10 protein-coding genes are annotated in these 18,215 nt (G+C 44.1%); 6 read left to right on the forward strand and 4 right to left on the reverse strand.

Features of this window, described 5'->3' with window-relative positions; all coding sequences use genetic code 11:
- The first annotated feature begins 42 nt into the window (after positions 1–42).
- The 6 genes from JGK14_RS05045 (at position 43) to JGK14_RS05070 (ending at position 10,082) form a co-directional block, all read left to right on the forward strand.
- Positions 43–249 (forward strand): hypothetical protein, encoded by a 207-nt coding sequence (locus JGK14_RS05045; RefSeq protein WP_293175671.1) that lies wholly within the window; start codon positions 43–45, stop codon positions 247–249.
- Between the two features lie 50 nt (positions 250–299).
- Positions 300–2,315, forward strand: a complete 2,016-nt coding sequence (gene tkt, locus JGK14_RS05050; RefSeq protein WP_293204501.1) for a transketolase — start codon at positions 300–302, stop codon at positions 2,313–2,315.
- 321 nt (positions 2,316–2,636) lie between these two features.
- On the forward strand, positions 2,637–5,429 hold the full coding sequence (locus tag JGK14_RS05055) for a PAS domain-containing sensor histidine kinase (RefSeq protein ID WP_293204499.1): 2,793 nt from the start codon (positions 2,637–2,639) through the stop codon (positions 5,427–5,429).
- Positions 5,430–5,478: 49 nt separating this feature from the next.
- Positions 5,479–5,925: a response regulator gene (locus tag JGK14_RS05060; protein WP_293175665.1), complete on the forward strand. Its 447-nt coding sequence runs from the start codon at positions 5,479–5,481 to the stop codon at positions 5,923–5,925.
- A 1,031-nt stretch (positions 5,926–6,956) separates the two neighbouring features.
- Positions 6,957–8,456 (forward strand): sensor histidine kinase, encoded by a 1,500-nt coding sequence (locus JGK14_RS05065; RefSeq protein WP_293175663.1) that lies wholly within the window; start codon positions 6,957–6,959, stop codon positions 8,454–8,456.
- 537 nt (positions 8,457–8,993) lie between these two features.
- Positions 8,994–10,082 carry a hybrid sensor histidine kinase/response regulator gene (locus JGK14_RS05070; RefSeq protein WP_293175659.1) on the forward strand — a complete coding sequence of 363 codons (1,089 nt, stop codon included), beginning with the start codon at positions 8,994–8,996 and terminating at the stop codon, positions 10,080–10,082.
- Positions 10,083–10,437: 355 nt separating this feature from the next.
- On the opposite strand, the gene JGK14_RS05075 is transcribed toward JGK14_RS05070, so the two are convergent.
- From JGK14_RS05075 to JGK14_RS05090, 4 genes are all read right to left on the reverse strand, one after another.
- Positions 10,438–13,044, reverse strand: coding sequence for a PAS domain S-box protein (locus JGK14_RS05075; RefSeq protein ID WP_293189780.1), 2,607 nt, complete (start codon positions 13,042–13,044; stop codon positions 10,438–10,440).
- Entirely contained in the window at positions 13,041–13,436 is a 396-nt protein-coding gene (locus tag JGK14_RS05080; RefSeq protein WP_293175655.1) for a response regulator, read from the reverse strand. Before JGK14_RS05080 ends, JGK14_RS05075 begins: the two co-directional genes overlap by 4 nt.
- A 124-nt stretch (positions 13,437–13,560) precedes the next feature.
- A complete protein-coding gene (locus tag JGK14_RS05085) occupies positions 13,561–14,997 on the reverse strand; it encodes a response regulator (protein WP_293155928.1) in 1,437 nt (478 codons plus the stop codon).
- Positions 14,990–17,854 (reverse strand): hybrid sensor histidine kinase/response regulator, encoded by a 2,865-nt coding sequence (locus tag JGK14_RS05090; RefSeq protein WP_293204496.1) that lies wholly within the window; start codon positions 17,852–17,854, stop codon positions 14,990–14,992. Before JGK14_RS05090 ends, JGK14_RS05085 begins: the two co-directional genes overlap by 8 nt.
- Positions 17,855–18,215: the final 361 nt, after the last annotated feature.

Consider the following 18,215-nt stretch of genomic DNA (forward strand, 5'->3'; position numbering starts at 1 on the left):
AATTAAGTTGTCTGTCGATCGCAAGTGGTGAGATGATATGTAGTGCAGCCTCACGGCAGTTCCACAGAAACTGAACAGCAGAGACGCGGGCGATCGAACTCGACTCATCGCACCTCTGCCACAATCGACCACACATATCATGTCCGGTCGATCGATCGTACTATTTGGGTCGGGGCGGGTTTACTAAAACTCTGGTTTTCATTGGGGATTATTGGTGAACCCGCCCCTACAAGAATTACGATCGATTGACCCGATATGATATCACACACACTCTCTCTTAACATATAAAAACCAGAATTATGGCTGTTGCAACTCAATCACTCGAAGAACTCTGCATCAACTCTATCCGCTTTCTCGCCATCGATGCGGTAGAAAAAGCAAAATCAGGACACCCGGGACTGCCGATGGGCGCTGCTCCTATGGCCTTCGTGCTGTGGGATCGGTTTATGCGGTTCAACCCCAAAAACCCCAAGTGGTTCAATCGCGATCGCTTCGTCCTCTCGGCCGGACACGGCTGTATGCTACAGTACGCCCTCATGCACTTGACCGGCTACGATAGCGTCAGCCTCGACGACATCAAGCAATTCCGTCAGTGGGAATCCAAAACCCCCGGACACCCAGAAAACTTTGTCACCGAAGGCGTAGAAGTTACTACAGGCCCTCTGGGACAAGGCATTGCTAACGCCGTCGGTTTGGCAATGGCAGAAGCTCACCTCGCTGCCAAGTTTAACAAGCCCGGTAACACCATTGTTGACCACTACACCTATGTCATCATGGGTGACGGCTGCCACATGGAAGGCATTTCCGGCGAAGCTTGTTCCTTGGCTGGACACCTCGGACTCGGCAAATTAATTGCCCTGTACGATGACAATCACATTTCCATTGAAGGCGACACTAGCTTGGCCTTTACTGAAGATGTCGGCAAGCGTTTTGAAGCTTACAACTGGCACGTTATTACAGTAGACAATACTGCTCTAGACAACGATACTAACCTAGAAGCAGTTCACAAAGCTATTGAAGAAGCGAAAAAAGTCACGGACAAACCGTCCATGATTAAAGTCCGCACCATCATTGGTTACGGTTCTCCCAACAAGCGCAATTCTTACAGTTCTCACGGTGCTGCTTTGGGTACCGATGAAGTGAAAGCAACTCGCGATTTCTTGAAGTGGGAATACGCACCGTTTGAAATTCCTAGCGATGCTTTGTCACACTTCCGCAAAGCAGTTGAACGCGGCGCTCAATCTGAGCAAGAATGGAATCAAGCTTTTGCTGATTATAAAGCAAAATATCCCGCAGAAGCAGCGGAATATGAGCGCACCGTTGCTGGCACACTTCCCGAAGGTTGGGATAAAGTTCTCCCGACTTACAAGCCGGAAGATAAGGCAGATTCCAGCCGGAATCATTCTGGAAAATGTTTGAATGCTTTGGCTGCTGTCCTACCTGAATTGATCGGCGGTTCCGCTGACTTGGCATCTTCTAACATGACTTTGCTCAAGGGTGAAAAAGATTTCCAAAAAGGTCAATACGAAGGACGCAATCTGCGGTTTGGTGTGCGGGAACACGCTATGGGCGCGATCGCCAATGGTATGCTCTTGCACGGTGGCTTAATACCTTACTGCGCCACATTCTTAGTATTTGCCGACTATATGCGCGGCGCAATTCGCCTCTCTGCACTCTCCGAAGCCGGAGTCATCTACGTCATGACTCACGACTCCGTAGCCTTGGGCGAAGACGGCCCCACCCACCAACCAGTCGAAACCATCGCTTCCCTGCGCGCCATCCCCAATTTATTGGTAATGCGCCCAGCCGACGGAAACGAAACATCCGGTGCTTACAAGGTGGCAGTTGAAAGCCCCAAACGCCCCACTTTGATGGCTTTGTCTCGTCAAAACTTGCCCAATTTGGCCGGAAGCTCGATCGAAGGAACAGCCAAAGGTGCTTACACTTTGTCCGACGACGGCGGCACTCCCGACATCATTTTAATCGGCACCGGTGGCGAAACATACCTCTGCGTTGATGCCGCTGAAAAATTGCGCGCCGCAGGCAATAAAGTCCGCGTCGTTTCAATGCCTTGCTGGGAATTGTTCGACTTGCAAGATGCCGCTTACCGCGAATCTGTACTACCAAAAGCTGTTACCAAACGGTTAGCAGTTGAAGCAGCTTCTAGCTTCGGCTGGGGACGTTATTTAGGTTCCGAAGGCGACAGCATCAGCATCGACACCTTCGGCGCTTCTGCACCAGGCCCCGTTGCTCTAGAAAAGTTTGGCTACACCGTTGATAATGTCGTAGCTAAGGCTAAGGCGCTGTTGGGTTAATCAATAGCAGCAGCATAATTTTGGATGGGGCGGGCTTGGGGCTCGCCCCTTTTTTTATGGGTGAAGGAAGAAGGAAGACGGAAGAAGGAAGACGGAAGAAGGAAGAAGGAAGACGGAAAAAGATAAAACTTCAACCCGCGGAGGCGGGTTTTGTTTGTGTAGCCGCGAATGACCTTCGCCCGGTCTTCTGTAGATTTTTGAATTTTGAGATAACTTATAAGTTATTGGGTTAAATTTTCCATTCCCCATTACCCATTCCCAATTACCAATTACCAATTCCCAATTCCCAATTCCCGATTCCCCATTACCCATTTCTTTATCATGTGGACTGTTTTAAATAACCTCTTATTCATCGGGAATTACATTCCTCACGGTCACTGTTACCTTTGGCAGCGAGAGCTTGTCGCGCTGCATATAGTATCAGACTCGATAATTGCCCTGTCCTACTATTCCATACCCCTATCGCTAATTTATTTTATCAGTCAGCGAAAAGACTTGCCATTTCGCAACATTTTTTGGCTGTTTGCCGCCTTTATTATCTCCTGCGGTACTACTCATGTAATGGAAGTTTGGACGCTTTGGCATCCTGTTTATTGGGTTTCTGGCTGTCTAAAAATGATTACCGCCGCGATTTCTGCTTACACGGCTTTTGCATTAATTCCTTTAGTTCCCCAAGCATTAACTCTCCTGAGTCCAACTCAATTAGGGATGATCGATCGCATACTGCAACAAGAAATCATCGAACGCCGAGAAACAGAAGCTCGCTATCAAACCTTAACTGAAGCTTCGCCGGTGGGAATATTTTATGCAGACGCTATAGGAGATTGCTTGTATGTCAACGAGCGCTGGTGTCAAATTTCGGGAATGGGCTGCGATGAAGCTTTGGGTAAAGGGTGGTTCCAAGGCATTCATCCAGACGACCGCCAGCGGGTTTTTGACCAATGGTACAGCGCCGCTGCCGAGAAATTGCCGTTTAAATCTGAGTACCGCTTTCAAGGCATCGATCGCACTAAAATCAGTTGGGTATTCGGTCAAGCTGTCGGTCAAGTCGGAGAAAATGGGAAGGTTAAAAGTTATGTTGCTACTATTACTGATATTACAGAACGCAAGCAGGTAGAAGAAGAAAATCGACTGCTCAATGAAACTCTGGAGCGTCGAGTAGTCGCTCGCACTGCTCAAATTGAAATTTACAACCACAAATTGCAAAAAGAAATCGCCTACAGACAAAAAATTGCGTTCACTTTGTTAGAATTGACGCAACTGCAAAATGCAATTCTTAATAGCCCTAACTACACAATTATTTCTACCGAACCAGACGGTACGATTAAAACATTTAATCTGGCAGCCCAGAAACTTTTAGGCTATTCCTCCGAAGAAGTGGTGGGAAAATTTACGCTAGCAATCATTCACGATCCTGTGGAGGTCGGTAAAAGAGCAGAAATTCTTTCTCAAGAATTGGGAGTAAAAATAGAGCCGGGGTTTGAGGTTTTTGTTGCCTGGGCGCGTCGGGGAATAGCTGACGAAAATGAATGGAGTTACATTCGCAAAGATGGTTCGCGGTTTCCGGTACTGCTGTCTGTGACTGCCTTATTTGACAACAACGGAAATATTAACGGTTTTTTGGGTATCGGTCAGGATATTAGCGATCGCAAACAAGCTGAAAAAGATTTCCGCGACCTCACCATTGCCCTGCAAAATGCCGTGGAAGGCATTTCGCGACTGGACATTGAGGGACGCTACGTCAATGCTAACCGAGCTTACGCTCATACCTGCGGTTACGAACCCGAAGAAATGGTCGGTATGGAATGGATACTCACCGTACATCCTGATGATATTGAGATGCTAATCTCAGCTTATGAGGAGATGCTAATTTCTGGCAAAGTAGACGTGGAAGCTAGAGGAGTCCGGAAAAATGGAACGTTTTTTTACAAGCAAATAACTCTGGTAAAAGCTTGCGACGCCCAAGGGACATTTAACGGTCACCACTGTTTCATGAAAGATATCACCGATCGCAAACTAACTGAAAGAGCCTTGCAGGAAAGCGAATTCAAGTACAGACAAATAGTTGAATTAGCAGAAGAAGGTATTTGGGTAATTGACAGCAATTCCCTCACGACTTATGTCAATCACGCAATGGCACGAATGCTTGGCTATAGTGAAGTAGAAATGTTAGGTAGACCGCTTTTGGATTTCACGGACGAACCGGAAAGAACATCAAATCTCTATCCTGTGGATTGGCGCCAGCAAGCTATTGGTGAAAAACGTGAAGTACAACTAAAAACTAAGGAGGGTAAAGATGTTTGGACTTATATTTCTACCAGTCCAGTATTCGACAATCTGGGGAATATGCTGTCTTGTTGTGCGTTGGTTTACAACATTACAGGCCGCAAAGAAGCAGAGGAGCAAATGCTGCAACTTACAGAAGATTTGAAGCGTTCTAACGAGGAACTAGAACAATTTGCTTATGTGGCTTCCCACGATTTGCAAGAACCGCTCCGAGCCGTTACCAGTTACACTCAATTACTCGCCCAGCGCTATCAAGAAAATTTGGACGATCGCGCCGATAAGTATATTAATTATATTGTTGACGGCGCGACCAGAATGCAACAATTGATTAATGATTTGTTGGCGTATTCGCGACTGGGAACGAGGGGTCAGGAGTTTGAGCCAGCCGACTGCAATGCTGCTGTTAAGCAAAGTTTGTGCAATTTGCAAATTGCGATCGCCGAAACAAAAGCTGTCATCACCTGCGACGCGATGCCAACGGTGATGGCAGATGAATCTCAACTGGTGCAATTATTCCAAAATTTGATCGCCAACGGCATCAAATTTTGCCGCGAAGACATCCCGTTCATTCAGATCGCTGCCCAAAGGCAAGAGGGCGAATGGCTGTTCAGCGTCCGCGATCGGGGCATTGGCATCGCTCCTGAGTATGCCGATCGCATTTTTATCATTTTTCAACGCCTGCACGGACGCCGCGAATATTCCGGTACTGGCATAGGTTTGGCGATGTGCAAGCGCATTGTGGAACGCCATGGCGGGCGGATATGGGTGGAATCTCAGGAGGGAAAAGGAGCGACTTTTTACTTCACTATTCCTATAATTAATAGCTGAAGGGTCAAAGTTCAATTTTTTTTCCTCTAATCAAAAGGATACGCCAGTTATGAGCGATCGAAGCACTGTTAGACCCGTTGAGATTCTGCTGATTGAGGATTCGCCCAGCGACGCCGATTTGGCAATAGAAGCCTTCGGTCAGGGTAAAATATTGAATAACTTACATTTTGTGGAGGATGGAGTTGAAGCAATCAAGTTTTTACGCAAAACAGCACCCTATCTGGGCGTACCCCGTCCTGATTTAATTTTGCTGGATTTGAATCTGCCCAAAAAAAGTGGCGTTGAAGTGCTAGAAGAAATTAAAACTGACCCTAATTTAAAATTAATTCCTGTAGTGATTCTCACCACTTCAGCAGCTCCGGAGGATATTGCCAAGTCCTACTCGCTCCACGCCAACTGTTACATAACTAAGCCTGTAGACTTCGTACAATTTACTAAAGTAGTCAGGTTAATTGAGGAATTCTGGCTCGCAGTCGTCAAACTTCCTCTAAATTAAACAACAGATACTTTGCTGATGGCCAATAGAAAAATTTTTCAACTTTTTGAAATTCGGTATAGGAGGATTCACCCAGCAGTCCTGATATCGGTAAAAAATGCAAATGTAGGCTAACTGCAAACCCCAGAGCCATTTCTCATGCCAGAATCGCAAATAGTATCACTTGGCTAGAAAAAGTCTGGCAAAAAGCATTTTTTTCACAAGTGGCATAAGAGTGGAAGATGGAGTTTGATACTCCCCATGCCTAAAGGCGAGGGGATTCTTGAAGAAACCATAATCGGATCTACAAAGGCGCTATCAATTCGCCGCTACTCGCTCAACTTGAATTTCTTCAAGCATTGCGTATACTTTAGTTTTTTTTGCTTTCAGAGTCCATCACTAGCCAAAAGTTACGGTACGCTCAACAACCAGCCTTTTGTTTGCCCTTTAACTATTCCGAATCAAGTCGGATATGTCCGTTGCCGGGATTGCACCGTACTAGGTTGTTTCAACACGTAGATGGTTATTCCTACTCAATCTTCTTAATCATAACATCAATTTTCGATATGTTTCATTGATCGATAGTTCGGACAGTTTTTTAACGACTCTGTAAGCGTTACAGACTAAGCCCTGGCATTTTTAATGATTTTTTGAAACGAGCGGGCTAGACTTAAAGATTGAAAAAATAGTCAGCCCTATAGCCATCAAGGGTTTGAGATACTCGATCAGATCTAAAACTGTCCTTCGTATTGATTGATGTATGTAAAGAAATATTGAAGGCGGTTGAAACCGCTACCGACTTGGATCCGTGTCGTTAGCCCGGGGCTTGCGTTTCGCTCTTCGGTCAGCAAGGATTTTTTTCCAGCCAGAAAGTTTGTAGTGGGCGTACCCCGTCTTGATTGCATTATGCTTGACTTGAATTTGGCTAAATAAAGTGGTTTGGAAGTGTTACCAAATAATAATTTTCAAGTTGCAAATGGCAGGGTCAAGAAAAAAAGTTTAAGCTGAGATTGATACGCCGTGAAAATGTTACAGCCAAAAACCTCTAAGCTATGTGGATTAAGATTCTGTTAATAGAAGACAATCCCGCTGATGCTGATTTGCTTGCAGAACTTTTAGAAGTATCTGGGGGCGTTCAGTGGGAACTCGTGTCTGTTGAGTTCCTGCATGAGGCGATCGCCCAACTGTCCAAACAACACTTTGATATAGTATTGCTCGACCTTTCTTTACCCGACAGCCGCGGTTTGGAAACCCTAACTCGCCTGCGAGAAGTTGCTCCCGATACAGCAATGGTGGTAATGACAGGCTTGGACGATGAGGCGATCGCCCTGGAATCAGTTCGCTTGGGAGCTCAAGATTACATTGTTAAAGGTCAAATTACTACTCCATTATTAGTGCGGACTATCCGCTACGCGATCGAACGATCGCAAACATTCCAAATGCTGCGGGAAAGCGAGCGACGTTTTCGGGCGATTTTTGACTCTTCGTTTCAACTCACCAAGCTGCTGACTCCCGAAGGAGTCGTGCTGGAAGTCAACGAGACAGCCCTCGATTTTGCCGGAGTGCGATCGCAAGATATAGTCGGCCGCCCGATTTGGCAAATGGTGATTTGGCCTCAAACCCGAAATTTTTCCGAACAACTGCAATTTGCGATCGCCAAAGCCAGCCGCGGCGAGTTTTTCCGCAGCGAAATCGACTTGGTAGGCAAAAACGGCCAAATTGTCACAGTTGATTTCTCACTCAAACCTGTTAAAAATGAGACAGGACAAGTTTTGCTACTCATTGCTGAAGCCCGCGACATTAGCGATCGCAAACGCGCAGAAGCTGAAATTCTCAAAGCCCTCGCACGAGAAAAAGAACTTTCCGAACTGCGAGCCAAATTTGTCACCATGGTTTCCCACGAATTCCGCACCCCCCTGACAACCATCCAATTTTCCGCTGGATTGCTCCAAGATTACAGCGCTAAGTGGTCAGAAGAAAAAAAATCTACTCATTTTGTGCGGATTCAACTAGCCATCAAACGCATGACAGAGTTATTAGAAGATATCCTCGTAATTGGCAAAATAGAAGCAAACACCTTACCATTTCAACCGATTTCCTTAAACCTCGAAAAATTTTGCCGTCAACTCGTAGAAGAACAGCAGCTCAACGATAGCAACCAACATCCGATCGCCTTTATACATGAAGGCGGCAACTGCGACGCTCAAATGGATGAAAAACTGCTGCGGCAAATGTTGGGAAACGTCCTCTCAAATGCCATCAAATATTCCCCCGCCGGCAGTTCAGTTTCCTTGCGACTAAATTGTCAAAACGGCAAAGCTGTTTTCCAGGTTCAAGACCAGGGCATCGGGATTCCCCAAACCGATATAGAGCGGATCTTAGAAACTTTTTACCGAGCTACAAATGTCGGCACTATTTCAGGAACAGGTCTCGGTTTAGCAATTGTGAAAAGAGCCGTGGAACTTCACGGCGGCAAACTGGCGATCGAGAGTCAAGAAGGAAAAAGCACAACTTTCACTATTACCTTACCTTTAATTTGTGCTAGCCAATAAGCTGCTGCGCCAGAGAGAGAGTGCGAGAGGGGAAGACGAGTTGATTAATGTTAATAGTTCATTCAAATATATAGCGGTTCTCATAAAGACGAGGTATGTCACATTCTGCTACGATCGTCGGATTGATAACACACACGCGCCCAGAGCCTCTTTACCGGAGTTTAACCTCAGAAAGCTTGGAAGCATCTCAGTTTTGGAAAAAGCATTTTTTTTACAGTGCGAGCGTCCCCGCTCGCGTGCTTTATAAAGCACGCGAGCTCCCGACACCACTACAAATACAAAACTGAGATGCTCCCGAAAGCTTATAGGAAAGAAACTATCGATTACCAATTACCCATTAGCCATTACCCATTACCAGACATACATCATTTTTTGGATAAAGGTTATACAATTTAAATGCAGTACAGCTTCACAACTAAATTATCAACTATAAGCATCCGCCACTTAACGCTCAGTTAACAACACAAACAAACAAATTTGTCAAGTATCCTCACACAGATCTTTTGCAACAACTACTAACGAAAAGGAGCAATAACCGTGGCAAAGATTTTAGTAATAGAAGACGAAGAATCGATTAGAGAAAACATTTTAGAGTTGCTGGAAGCCGAGAATTTTGAAGGCATTGGAGCGAACGACGGTAAAGTCGGTATCAAATTGGCGATCGCACAAATCCCCGATTTAATTTTGTGCGACATGATGATGCCGGAAATTGACGGTCACGGCGTCCTCAAAGCTTTGCGTTCCGACCCCATAACTGCCACAATTCCGTTTATTTTCCTCACAGCCAAAGCCGATAAAAGTGACATTCGCACTGGCATGGAAATGGGAGCAGACGATTACATTACTAAACCTTGTACGCCACAAGAACTGCTAAAAGCAATTGCTATTCGACTTGATAAACAGAAAACAATTAGCAAGCAATCTCAAAAAACCCTAGACGAATTACGCATTAATATTAGTATGTCGCTCCCCCACGAATTGCGGACTCCTTTGAATGCTATTCTGGGCTTTTCCGAGTTAATTTTGTCAGAATATCAGGTGTTCGAGGATTCAGACATCTTAGAAATGATCGGTCAAATTAACACTTCAGGTCATCGCTTATATCGGCTGATTCAGAACTTTTTGCTGTATGCAGAACTTGAGATAGCAGGCACAAATCCCGAACTGCTAAAAGAAATGCGCTGTAGCCAATTTAGCTGCGTACAATCTTTGCTCACTCAAAAAGCGCTCCAGCAAGCGAAACAGGTGAATAGAACAGATGATTTAAAATTAAATTTGCAGGATGCGTCGGTAGCTATTGATTCTATGAGACTTACAAAAATTGTTGAGGAACTGCTGGACAATGCCTTCAAATTTTCTTTAGAAGGAACGCCAGTTTTATTAAGCACTTTCGTGGAAAATGAGACTTTTATTCTGTCTGTCAAAGACCAAGGCCGCGGCATGACTCCCGATCAGATTGCACAGCTAGAAGCTTACAGGCAGTTCGATCGCAAACTTTACCAACAACCAGGTTTGGGATTGGGCTTGGCCATTGTTCAACGCCTAGCAGAATTGCACGGAGGAAAATTTAAAATAGAAAGTTTGCCACAGCAAGAAACAATAGTTTCCGTTTCCCTGCCAATCTAAACAATTTTAGATTTTAGATTTTATATTTTAGATTTTAGACTTGGGGATGATTTACTAAATCGGGGTTGGGATCTTCCCTAAAGTTACATTATTTTGGGAAAAAGTAAACCAGAATTATGGTATTCTAGATTAAAATTGCATATTTAAATCTAGAATACCCATCTCCCCCTCTCCCGGGAGCATCTCAGTTTTGTATTTATAGTGCGAGCACGCAAGAGCTCGCGTATTGTACAATACGCGAACTCTTGCGTGCTCGCACTCAAAGAAAAAATGCTTTTTATAAAAATGATATGCTCCCCATTCTTCCCCTCTCCCCCTCTCGAACATAACAGACAATCTCTCGGGCAAACAAAGCTTATGCAGGAGCGATCGCCCGTTTCACACATCGGTGCATATAAATTTGAGCTACCTTATCCCCAGGATTGACTTGCAAGCACGCCGAAAACAATCTTGTAGCTTCGAGAAATTTGTCACTATTGTAGAAAACCAAACCTTGCTCAAACATTGTCTTTGTATCTAACTTTTTCTGCCGCAACTCGGGCGGATCGGCCGTAAATATTTCATAAACCGTTACCATGCGCGATTTGCCTTTGACTGTAACGCGATCGATCAACCTAAAATCATAAACATCATTTAACTGTACAAAAGTATTGTGAGTAATTAACATCGAAACTCCATACTCTTTCGTCAAACTTTCCACGCGAGAAGCTAAATTAACCGCATCGCTAATCACCGTGCTATCCATCCGATTTTGCCCCCCCACCGTGCCTAACATCAAAGAACCCGTATTGATGCCAATGCCAATTTGTAGCGGCGCGCGATCGGGCCGACTGCGACTCATATTATACTCGTTAAGCTGCTGTAGCATGGCAATTCCAGCTTTCACCGCATCGTCCGCACTGCCATTAAACAGCGCCATAATTGCATCGCCAATGTATTTATCAATAAACCCAAAATTTTCAGTAATTGCAGGCTCCATCCGCGACAAATAAGCATTAATAAATTGAAAATTTTCTTCAGGACTCATCTGTTCTGAAAGAGCCGTGAAATTCCGAATATCTGAAAACAACACCGACATTTCTTTCTGCACCTGATCGCCTAATTTTACATCCAGAATACTTTCATATCCCAGAAAGTGTAGAAATTGGTGCGGCACAAACCGCCCGTAAGCATCTGTTAATTTTTCTTCCGCTGCTAAAGCCTTTTGCAGCTCATCTGTGAAGTTGCGGCGCTCGGTTTCTACCTCTTGACGCTCTGTGATATCTTGAAAAACTGCGATCGCGTAAACAATGTTTTTCCGTTCGTCGTAGATTGGAGTCGCCCAAATCTCGATCGGCACAATCCTCTCCGGGCGGTGAATTTCTGCATCATCAGAGTGCACCACTTCCCCCCCCAGCGCCCGCACAATCGGTTGTCTCTCGCTTGGATACAGCTCATTAGTTCCGGCGCAGTAAGTTTGATAAACTTCCGGCAAAGTGCTAGGAATAACATCAGAAACCAAGCCTTTGCCAAGTATTTTCTCAGCCCAAGAATTCATGTAACAAGGTTTCCCAATACCATCAACCACAAATATACCCACCGGCACCGCTTCCAGCAATTGAGTCAGCCGATTTTCGCTTTCTAACAGCGCTTCATTGAACTTTTCTTCAGCTATCAAAGCTTTTTCCAAATCATTCGTAAACTTCAGGCGTTCCGCATCTACAAGTCTTCGCAAAGTAATATCCTCAGCAAAACCCTGGTAGTAAAGCAGTTCACCCCTAGCATCAAAAACAGTACGTGCATCCTCAGAAATCCAGATAATACTGCCATCTCGGCGGTAAACTTCCGACTCAAACTCAGACACAGTACCGTACTGTTCCATCAACGCAAAAAACTCTTGACGGCGGTGCGGTTGCACGTACAATTGCCGCTGAATCTCATTAACACTTGCCATCAATTCTTCAGGGGAATCATAGCCGTAGATTTGAGCGAGAGCAGGATTAGCGCTAATCAAAGTTCCGTCAGGTGCAGTCTGAAAAATACCTTCGAGAGCATTTTCAAATATCCGGCGATACTTCTCTTCAGCTTGCACCAGCGCTGCTTCAGCTTGCTTGCGTTCCGTAATATCAGTAAAAGCAATAATCCCGTAGCAAATATCCCCGAGAGAATCATAAATAGGAGTCGCCCAACTCTCCACCGGAATAACCTTATTACCAGTCCGAATTTCTACACCCTCAGTCCGCACACTTTCGCCCCGCAGCGCCTGCATAATTGGCAATTCTTCCACAGGACATCTCTGATTAGTTCCGGCTTTATAGAATTGATAAATTGCTGCTTTCTGCTCCGAATTAATATGGGGTACAGTGCCTTTCCCAAATACATCCCGCGCCTTTTGATTAGCATAAAAAGATTGACCGTTCGCATCAAGCACGCACACGCCCAACGGCATCGCTTCCAGGTATTGCGTCAACCGACTTTCGTTTTCGTGGAGTTTAGCAATCAGCATCGCCTGCTTGCGGTTTAATCTTGCCAACTCCTGATTCATTTCCTGAAGTTCTATTTGTTTTTCAGCTAATTGTTTATCTTGAAAATATCTGTAGATTGCCTCAGTAACAGTTAATTTTAAATCATCGGTTTGCCAAGGCTTAGGTATGTATCGGTACAATTTAGCATAATTAATAGCATTGGCTACCGCCTCCAAATTAGCCTGCCCCGTCAGCATAATCTTGAGAGTTCTCGGCGAGATGGCATGAACGCTTCTCAATAGCTCGTCTCCTTTCATATTCGGCATGATATGATCGGAAATAATCAAAGGAACTTCATACTGTTCTGCTAAAAGTTCAGACAGCAATTCCAAAGCTTCTTCGCCGCTTTGAGCAGTTTCAATTAAATATTTATCTTCAAAGGCTTTTAGCAGGTCTATTTCCAGACTATCGAGTATAGTCTGCTCATCATCCACACAAATAATCACAGGTTTTTTCATAACTTTGCTAGACCAGACTTAATCGCTTCAATTAATTCTTGATTTTGCCAAGGTTTTTGTATAAAAGCATGAAGATTGGCTTGAGATTTTGTGCGTTCAATTGCTTCTTTGTCCGCTTGTCCTGTCAGCATAACTGTCACAATCTGCGGATATTTTTGATGAATTTTAATCAGCAACTCATCTCCTTTCATTCCAGGCATCAACCAATCAGAGACAATAACTAGAATGTTAACCTCATCTTCACACAGCTCTTCAATAATCTCCAGTGCTTCGGCAGCACTTTCAGCAAATTCGCAAAGATATTTACCCTTAAATGCCTGTTGCAGTTCAATTTCCAGACTTTCCAACACCGCTACTTCATCGTCAACACACAAAATTGCTGGTTTAGACATCGCTAGTTTCCTCCTTTCGTCTGGCAGGGTGAACCCGGATGGGCAGCACGCCGTTTTCCAAATTCTACATTCCGCGCGCCTAGACTGCAAATTTTTAGCCCCAGATTTCAGTCTGGTGTTTTACCTACTCAATTAAATTAATCGGCAAAGACACTGTAAATGCAGTTTGACCGGGCACCGACTCCACATCAATTGTACCCTGATGTTTTTTAATGATTTTTTTGACAATATCCAATCCTAATCCGCTGCCTTCTCCCGCTGGTTTGGTCGTAAAAAACGGCTCAAAAATTTTCGGCAAAATCTCCGGTGAAATTCCAGCGCCACTGTCGGTAATTTTTACGGCAAAGTTGGTATCTTGCTCCCAGGCGTCAATTGTTAAAGTTCCTTGATTGTCCATCGCTTGTAAGGCATTGTGAATTAAATTTGTCCAAACTTGATTGAGTTCGTCTGGATAACACAATACCGGAGGCAATTGAGCTTGATAGTTTCTGACGATTTCTACACCTTGTTTTAGCTGGTTCTGATAAAGAGTTAATACAGTTTCAATTCCATCAGTGATATTCACTTCTAGTTTATCCCCATGCACATCGTAACGCGCATAATTTTTGAGAGCAAAAACGACTTTTGCAGCGCGTTCTGTAGCGGTAGCGATGGTTCTGGCGCTTTTTTGAATACTAGCAAAATCGTAGGCGGTTTTGATAATATTTTCGCTGTCAGGGTCTTTGAGCAACGGCACGAATTCTTGCACATTTCCTTGCAATCCGATATTGACTAAAATGCTAGCAAGGCTGTCAGCATTATCAATCCCTTCCGCATCTAGTTGCTGCTTCACGCCTCTTTTAAATTCCCGTTTTTCTCGCGTAGATAAAGAGTAAGTTTGTTGGCGGGAACTGTACATTAAACTCAAAAAATCGTGCTGGCGTTCGGCAGACAGTTCTTTAAAAAAAACTGGCAAACTGTCGAGATTGTTATCCAAAAAGCCGGTAATATTCCCAATAGACGATCGAATCGCCCCTAGCGGCGTATTAATTTCGTGAGCAATGCCTGCAATCAGTTGCCCTAAGGCAGCCATTTTTTCCGATTGAACTAATTGCTCCTGAGTTGCTTGCAGTTGCTCTAAAGTGATTGTCAGTTCATCGTTTTTCTGTTTGAGTTTTTTTTGCAACTGGCACATTGCTAAATGGGTTTCTACTCTAACTAGCACCTCTTCCATCTGAAAGGGTTTGGTAATATAATCTACTCCGCCTACAGCAAAAGCTTTAACCTTATCTAGTACGTCATTTATCGCGCTGATAAAAATCACCGGAATGTCGCGAGTGCGTTCATCAGCTTTGATTTTTTCGCAAACTTCATACCCGTTCATTTCGGGCATCATAATATCCAGCAAAATCAAATCGGGAGGCATACCTTGTGCGGCCGAAAGTGCTAACTCGCCGCTCGGTACGGGGCGGACTTTATAGCCCTTGCCATTCAAAATTCCGGCTAGCAGTCGCAAATTCGCTGGGGTATCGTCCACTACTAAAATATTACCGGGAGGGGTACTAGGAATGTCATTATTCATGTGAGCTTGCTTGAGAGATTAACTTTAAAACTTTGTCGTACTCGAAATTTTCTATACAATTGGCGATCGCAGCAGCAGTTACTGTATCCTTTAATCTAATTTGGTCGATCGAACTCTCAATGAAATCCATATCCACTTTTAGTATGGCCAGCTTTAAATCAGCTACCAGCGACTCAGGCAATTTAAGGAAGTCAGCCGCAGTCATTTCGCGATCGCGCTCTTTGACTGCCGATGAGTTAGCTTGCCCCGGATCTTCATAAATATAGCGTACTCCGATATGTTTGTGCATAGCATCGAAAATATCGGCTTCCCGGAAAGGTTTCCGCATAAAAGCATCGCAGCCCGCCGACAAAATTACAGCCCGTTCTTCCTCCAAAACGCTCGCAGTCAGCGCAATAATAGCAGTAGCTTGACCTTTAATAGTGCCTTTAATGTATTGTGTTGCTTCGTAGCCGTCCATCACGGGCATTCTCATGTCCATCCAAATTAAATGCGGCTCCCAATTGTCCCAAATCTCAATAGCTTCTTGACCGTTAGTAGCTTCTTTCAGTTCAAAACCCAGAGGATTGAGAAGCTTAATCAACAGTTGGCGGTTGAGCAGTTTATCATCTACTATCAAAATTCGATAGGGGTGTTGGTTGGGTTCCAAGGCAATCACATTGCGAGTTTGTTTTGGGATAGAAATATCAGCCGCCTCCACCGCAATAACTTGAATATCAAACTGAAAATTAGTGCCCTTCCCAACAGCAGAATTGACGCTGATTTCGCCACCCATTAATTCCACAAATTTGCGGCTGATTGGCAATCCCAAGCCTGTACCTTCTTGGGAATCTTTGCCTGTCTGGGTTTGCACGAAAGCTTCAAAAAGATTGTCTAATTCATTGGCAGCAATACCTGGGCCAGTATCTTCGACTTCAAAATGAATAAAGAAGGATGAGGCAGAAGTTGAACCGTCATTGTGGCTTTTATAACTCGCATTTTCTGACAAAGTTAAATGTGGAGATTTAATGTTATTACTGACCTCAATTCCTGTATTTTTGTAGGTTTTTGATACAAGATTATTTACTGATTTTTTCTCTCGGTCTTGGCTGATTAAATGCTTGCTAGCTCTGACACAAACACCGCCATATTCTGTGAATTTAAGAGCGTTATTTAGCAAATTAATTAATATTTGCCGCAATTTTAACTCGTCAGTTTCTACGTATTGCGGTAAGTCGGGACTGCGATCGAAAACTAACTGCAAATGCTTGTCGTCTGCTTTGAGTTGAAACATATCGTCCAAGTCGTGTAGCAGGCGATAGAGGTCGAATTTTTTGGGATTGAGGGTGGTGCGCCCCGATTCAATTTTAGATAAATCGAGCACGTTATTAATCAGGGTGAGCAGGTGTTCTCCGCTGCTGCTAATTATGCTAAGATTTTCTTGGTGTTCTCGGGATAGGGTTTGGCTGCGAGTCATCAGTTGGGAAAAGCCGAGAATTGCATTGAGGGGCGATCGCAATTCGTGACTCATGTTAGCCAGAAAGGCACTTTTAGCTTGATTGGCTACTTCCGCCTTGTCCTTGGCTACAGCCAATTCGGCAGTCCGCTCTTGCACTCGGTGTTCTAAAGTTGCAAAAGATTGTTGCAGTTGTTGAGCCATGCTGTTAAATGACTTGGCTAATTCTCCCAATTCGTCGGAACGTTCGCTTTCTACTGTGGTGTCCCATTCGCCTTTAGCAATATTTTTAGCTGCTGTATTTAAGCGCAAAATTGGATTTGTCACCCACCGAGAAGTCTGAATGCCGATAACTACAGCTATGGCTAAAGCTGCCAAACAAAGCCAAATTGTCATGCGAGTATTGGCATCGATTTGTTCGGTGAAATCTGCTTCAGGAACAACTACCACAATCAGCCAGTCCAAACCTTTGCCGTCTTGGAAAGGTAGGACTTTTACAAATTGTCGCTTGCCGTCTATTTCAAAATTTAAGATATAGGAAGTTTTAATTTCCTTTAATTCCCGAAAACGAGCTGCTACATATTTAGCTGTAGCTTGAGTCGAGGGGTCAACACTCTCTTCTGCTTTAAACAGTTCTTTTTTATTATCTTTGGTACGGAATGGTTGTTCGGCTGTTGAAGTTGCGAGTAACGTACCATTTCTTTCGACAATAAATGCTTGACCGGATTTGCCGATCTTGAGACTGTTTAAAAATATTCCAATATGGTCGAGACGCAAAGCAGCAATTAATACTCCTTCTAGCTGGTTGTTATCGTATACAGGTTGGAGTGCGCTGAGTATTAATGTTGGTTCAAGAAACGAAATATAAACTGAGCTCCAAGTTGGTTTGCCGACATTAGCTGCATTTTGGTACGAAGGATGTTCGCGGATGTCAAATTTTTTGACCATTGCTGCTACGGTAGTGCGATCGCCTGTATTGTTAGTATTGTATGAATAAAAATCAAAGCCAGTAGATTTGCCTGACATATTAATCATGAGAGGGCCAGTTGAGAGTTTTTCTCCGGTTCTATAGTCTCCCTTGTTGTTAGCAATAGATGTAAAATTTATATAAGGATATAATTGTACTTGTCGCCAAAGATATTTCTCCCAATCTGATAAATTTTCCATGTTTAACAAGCCCAGTTTGACAGTATCGAGCTTGCTTTGATTGATTTGATGGGGAGTAGTCAGGTAAACTTGCAGGTTTTGCTCGACACGCAAACTCACCTCGCTCATTAACTGAGTGGCAAGATTATTAACTGCTTTTTGTCCGTTTCTAAAGGAGAGATATCCTACGAGTCCCACGGCTGCGACGATTTGCAGCACAAATGGAACTATGAGAACAGTTCTCAGCGATAATTTATCTAACATTTTATCAATCATAAGATTCAGAGGTTTGGTGAACTTAGCCTAGAACCGTTCTTGGAGAGCTTATCTTAACAGCAGCGCCATCTACTACCTACTAGCTAGAGGAAATTGATGCGGGCTGTATTAGCTGTGGTAGACGCTGAACCGCGATCGAATGTGAGCCTAATCTTTGCTTAGATTAAAGTATATTATTTTACCCATTGTCCTATTATTTTGAGGATAATTGTCAAAATTTGCCGTCTCAGGCTGCGAGAAGTGCCTGATACACGATACGCGCGGGCGAGTAGAACCCGCATCGGCCCAGCGGTTTGGAGAGGGTCGATCGAATTTGCTCGATCGACTAGCCATTTTCGACAAGACGTGTTATACTCGAAAA

The organism is Microcoleus sp. PH2017_28_MFU_U_A (assembly GCF_020738035.1).
Lineage (GTDB): Bacteria > Cyanobacteriota > Cyanobacteriia > Cyanobacteriales > Microcoleaceae > Microcoleus.

Bases quoted from the DNA above. Each gene is read 5' to 3' on its own strand.
- JGK14_RS05055 (WP_293204499.1), top strand. From the start codon at position 2,637: ATGTGGACTGTTTTAAATAACCTCTTATTCATCGGGAATTACATTCCT.
- JGK14_RS05065 (WP_293175663.1), top strand. From the start codon at position 6,957: ATGTGGATTAAGATTCTGTTAATAGAAGACAATCCCGCTGATGCTGAT.
- JGK14_RS05080 (WP_293175655.1), bottom strand. From the start codon at position 13,436: ATGTCTAAACCAGCAATTTTGTGTGTTGACGATGAAGTAGCGGTGTTG.
- JGK14_RS05090 (WP_293204496.1), bottom strand. From the start codon at position 17,854: ATGATTGATAAAATGTTAGATAAATTATCGCTGAGAACTGTTCTCATA.
- JGK14_RS05085 (WP_293155928.1), bottom strand. From the start codon at position 14,997: ATGAATAATGACATTCCTAGTACCCCTCCCGGTAATATTTTAGTAGTG.
- tkt (WP_293204501.1), top strand. From the start codon at position 300: ATGGCTGTTGCAACTCAATCACTCGAAGAACTCTGCATCAACTCTATC.
- JGK14_RS05060 (WP_293175665.1), top strand. From the start codon at position 5,479: ATGAGCGATCGAAGCACTGTTAGACCCGTTGAGATTCTGCTGATTGAG.
- JGK14_RS05075 (WP_293189780.1), bottom strand. From the start codon at position 13,044: ATGAAAAAACCTGTGATTATTTGTGTGGATGATGAGCAGACTATACTC.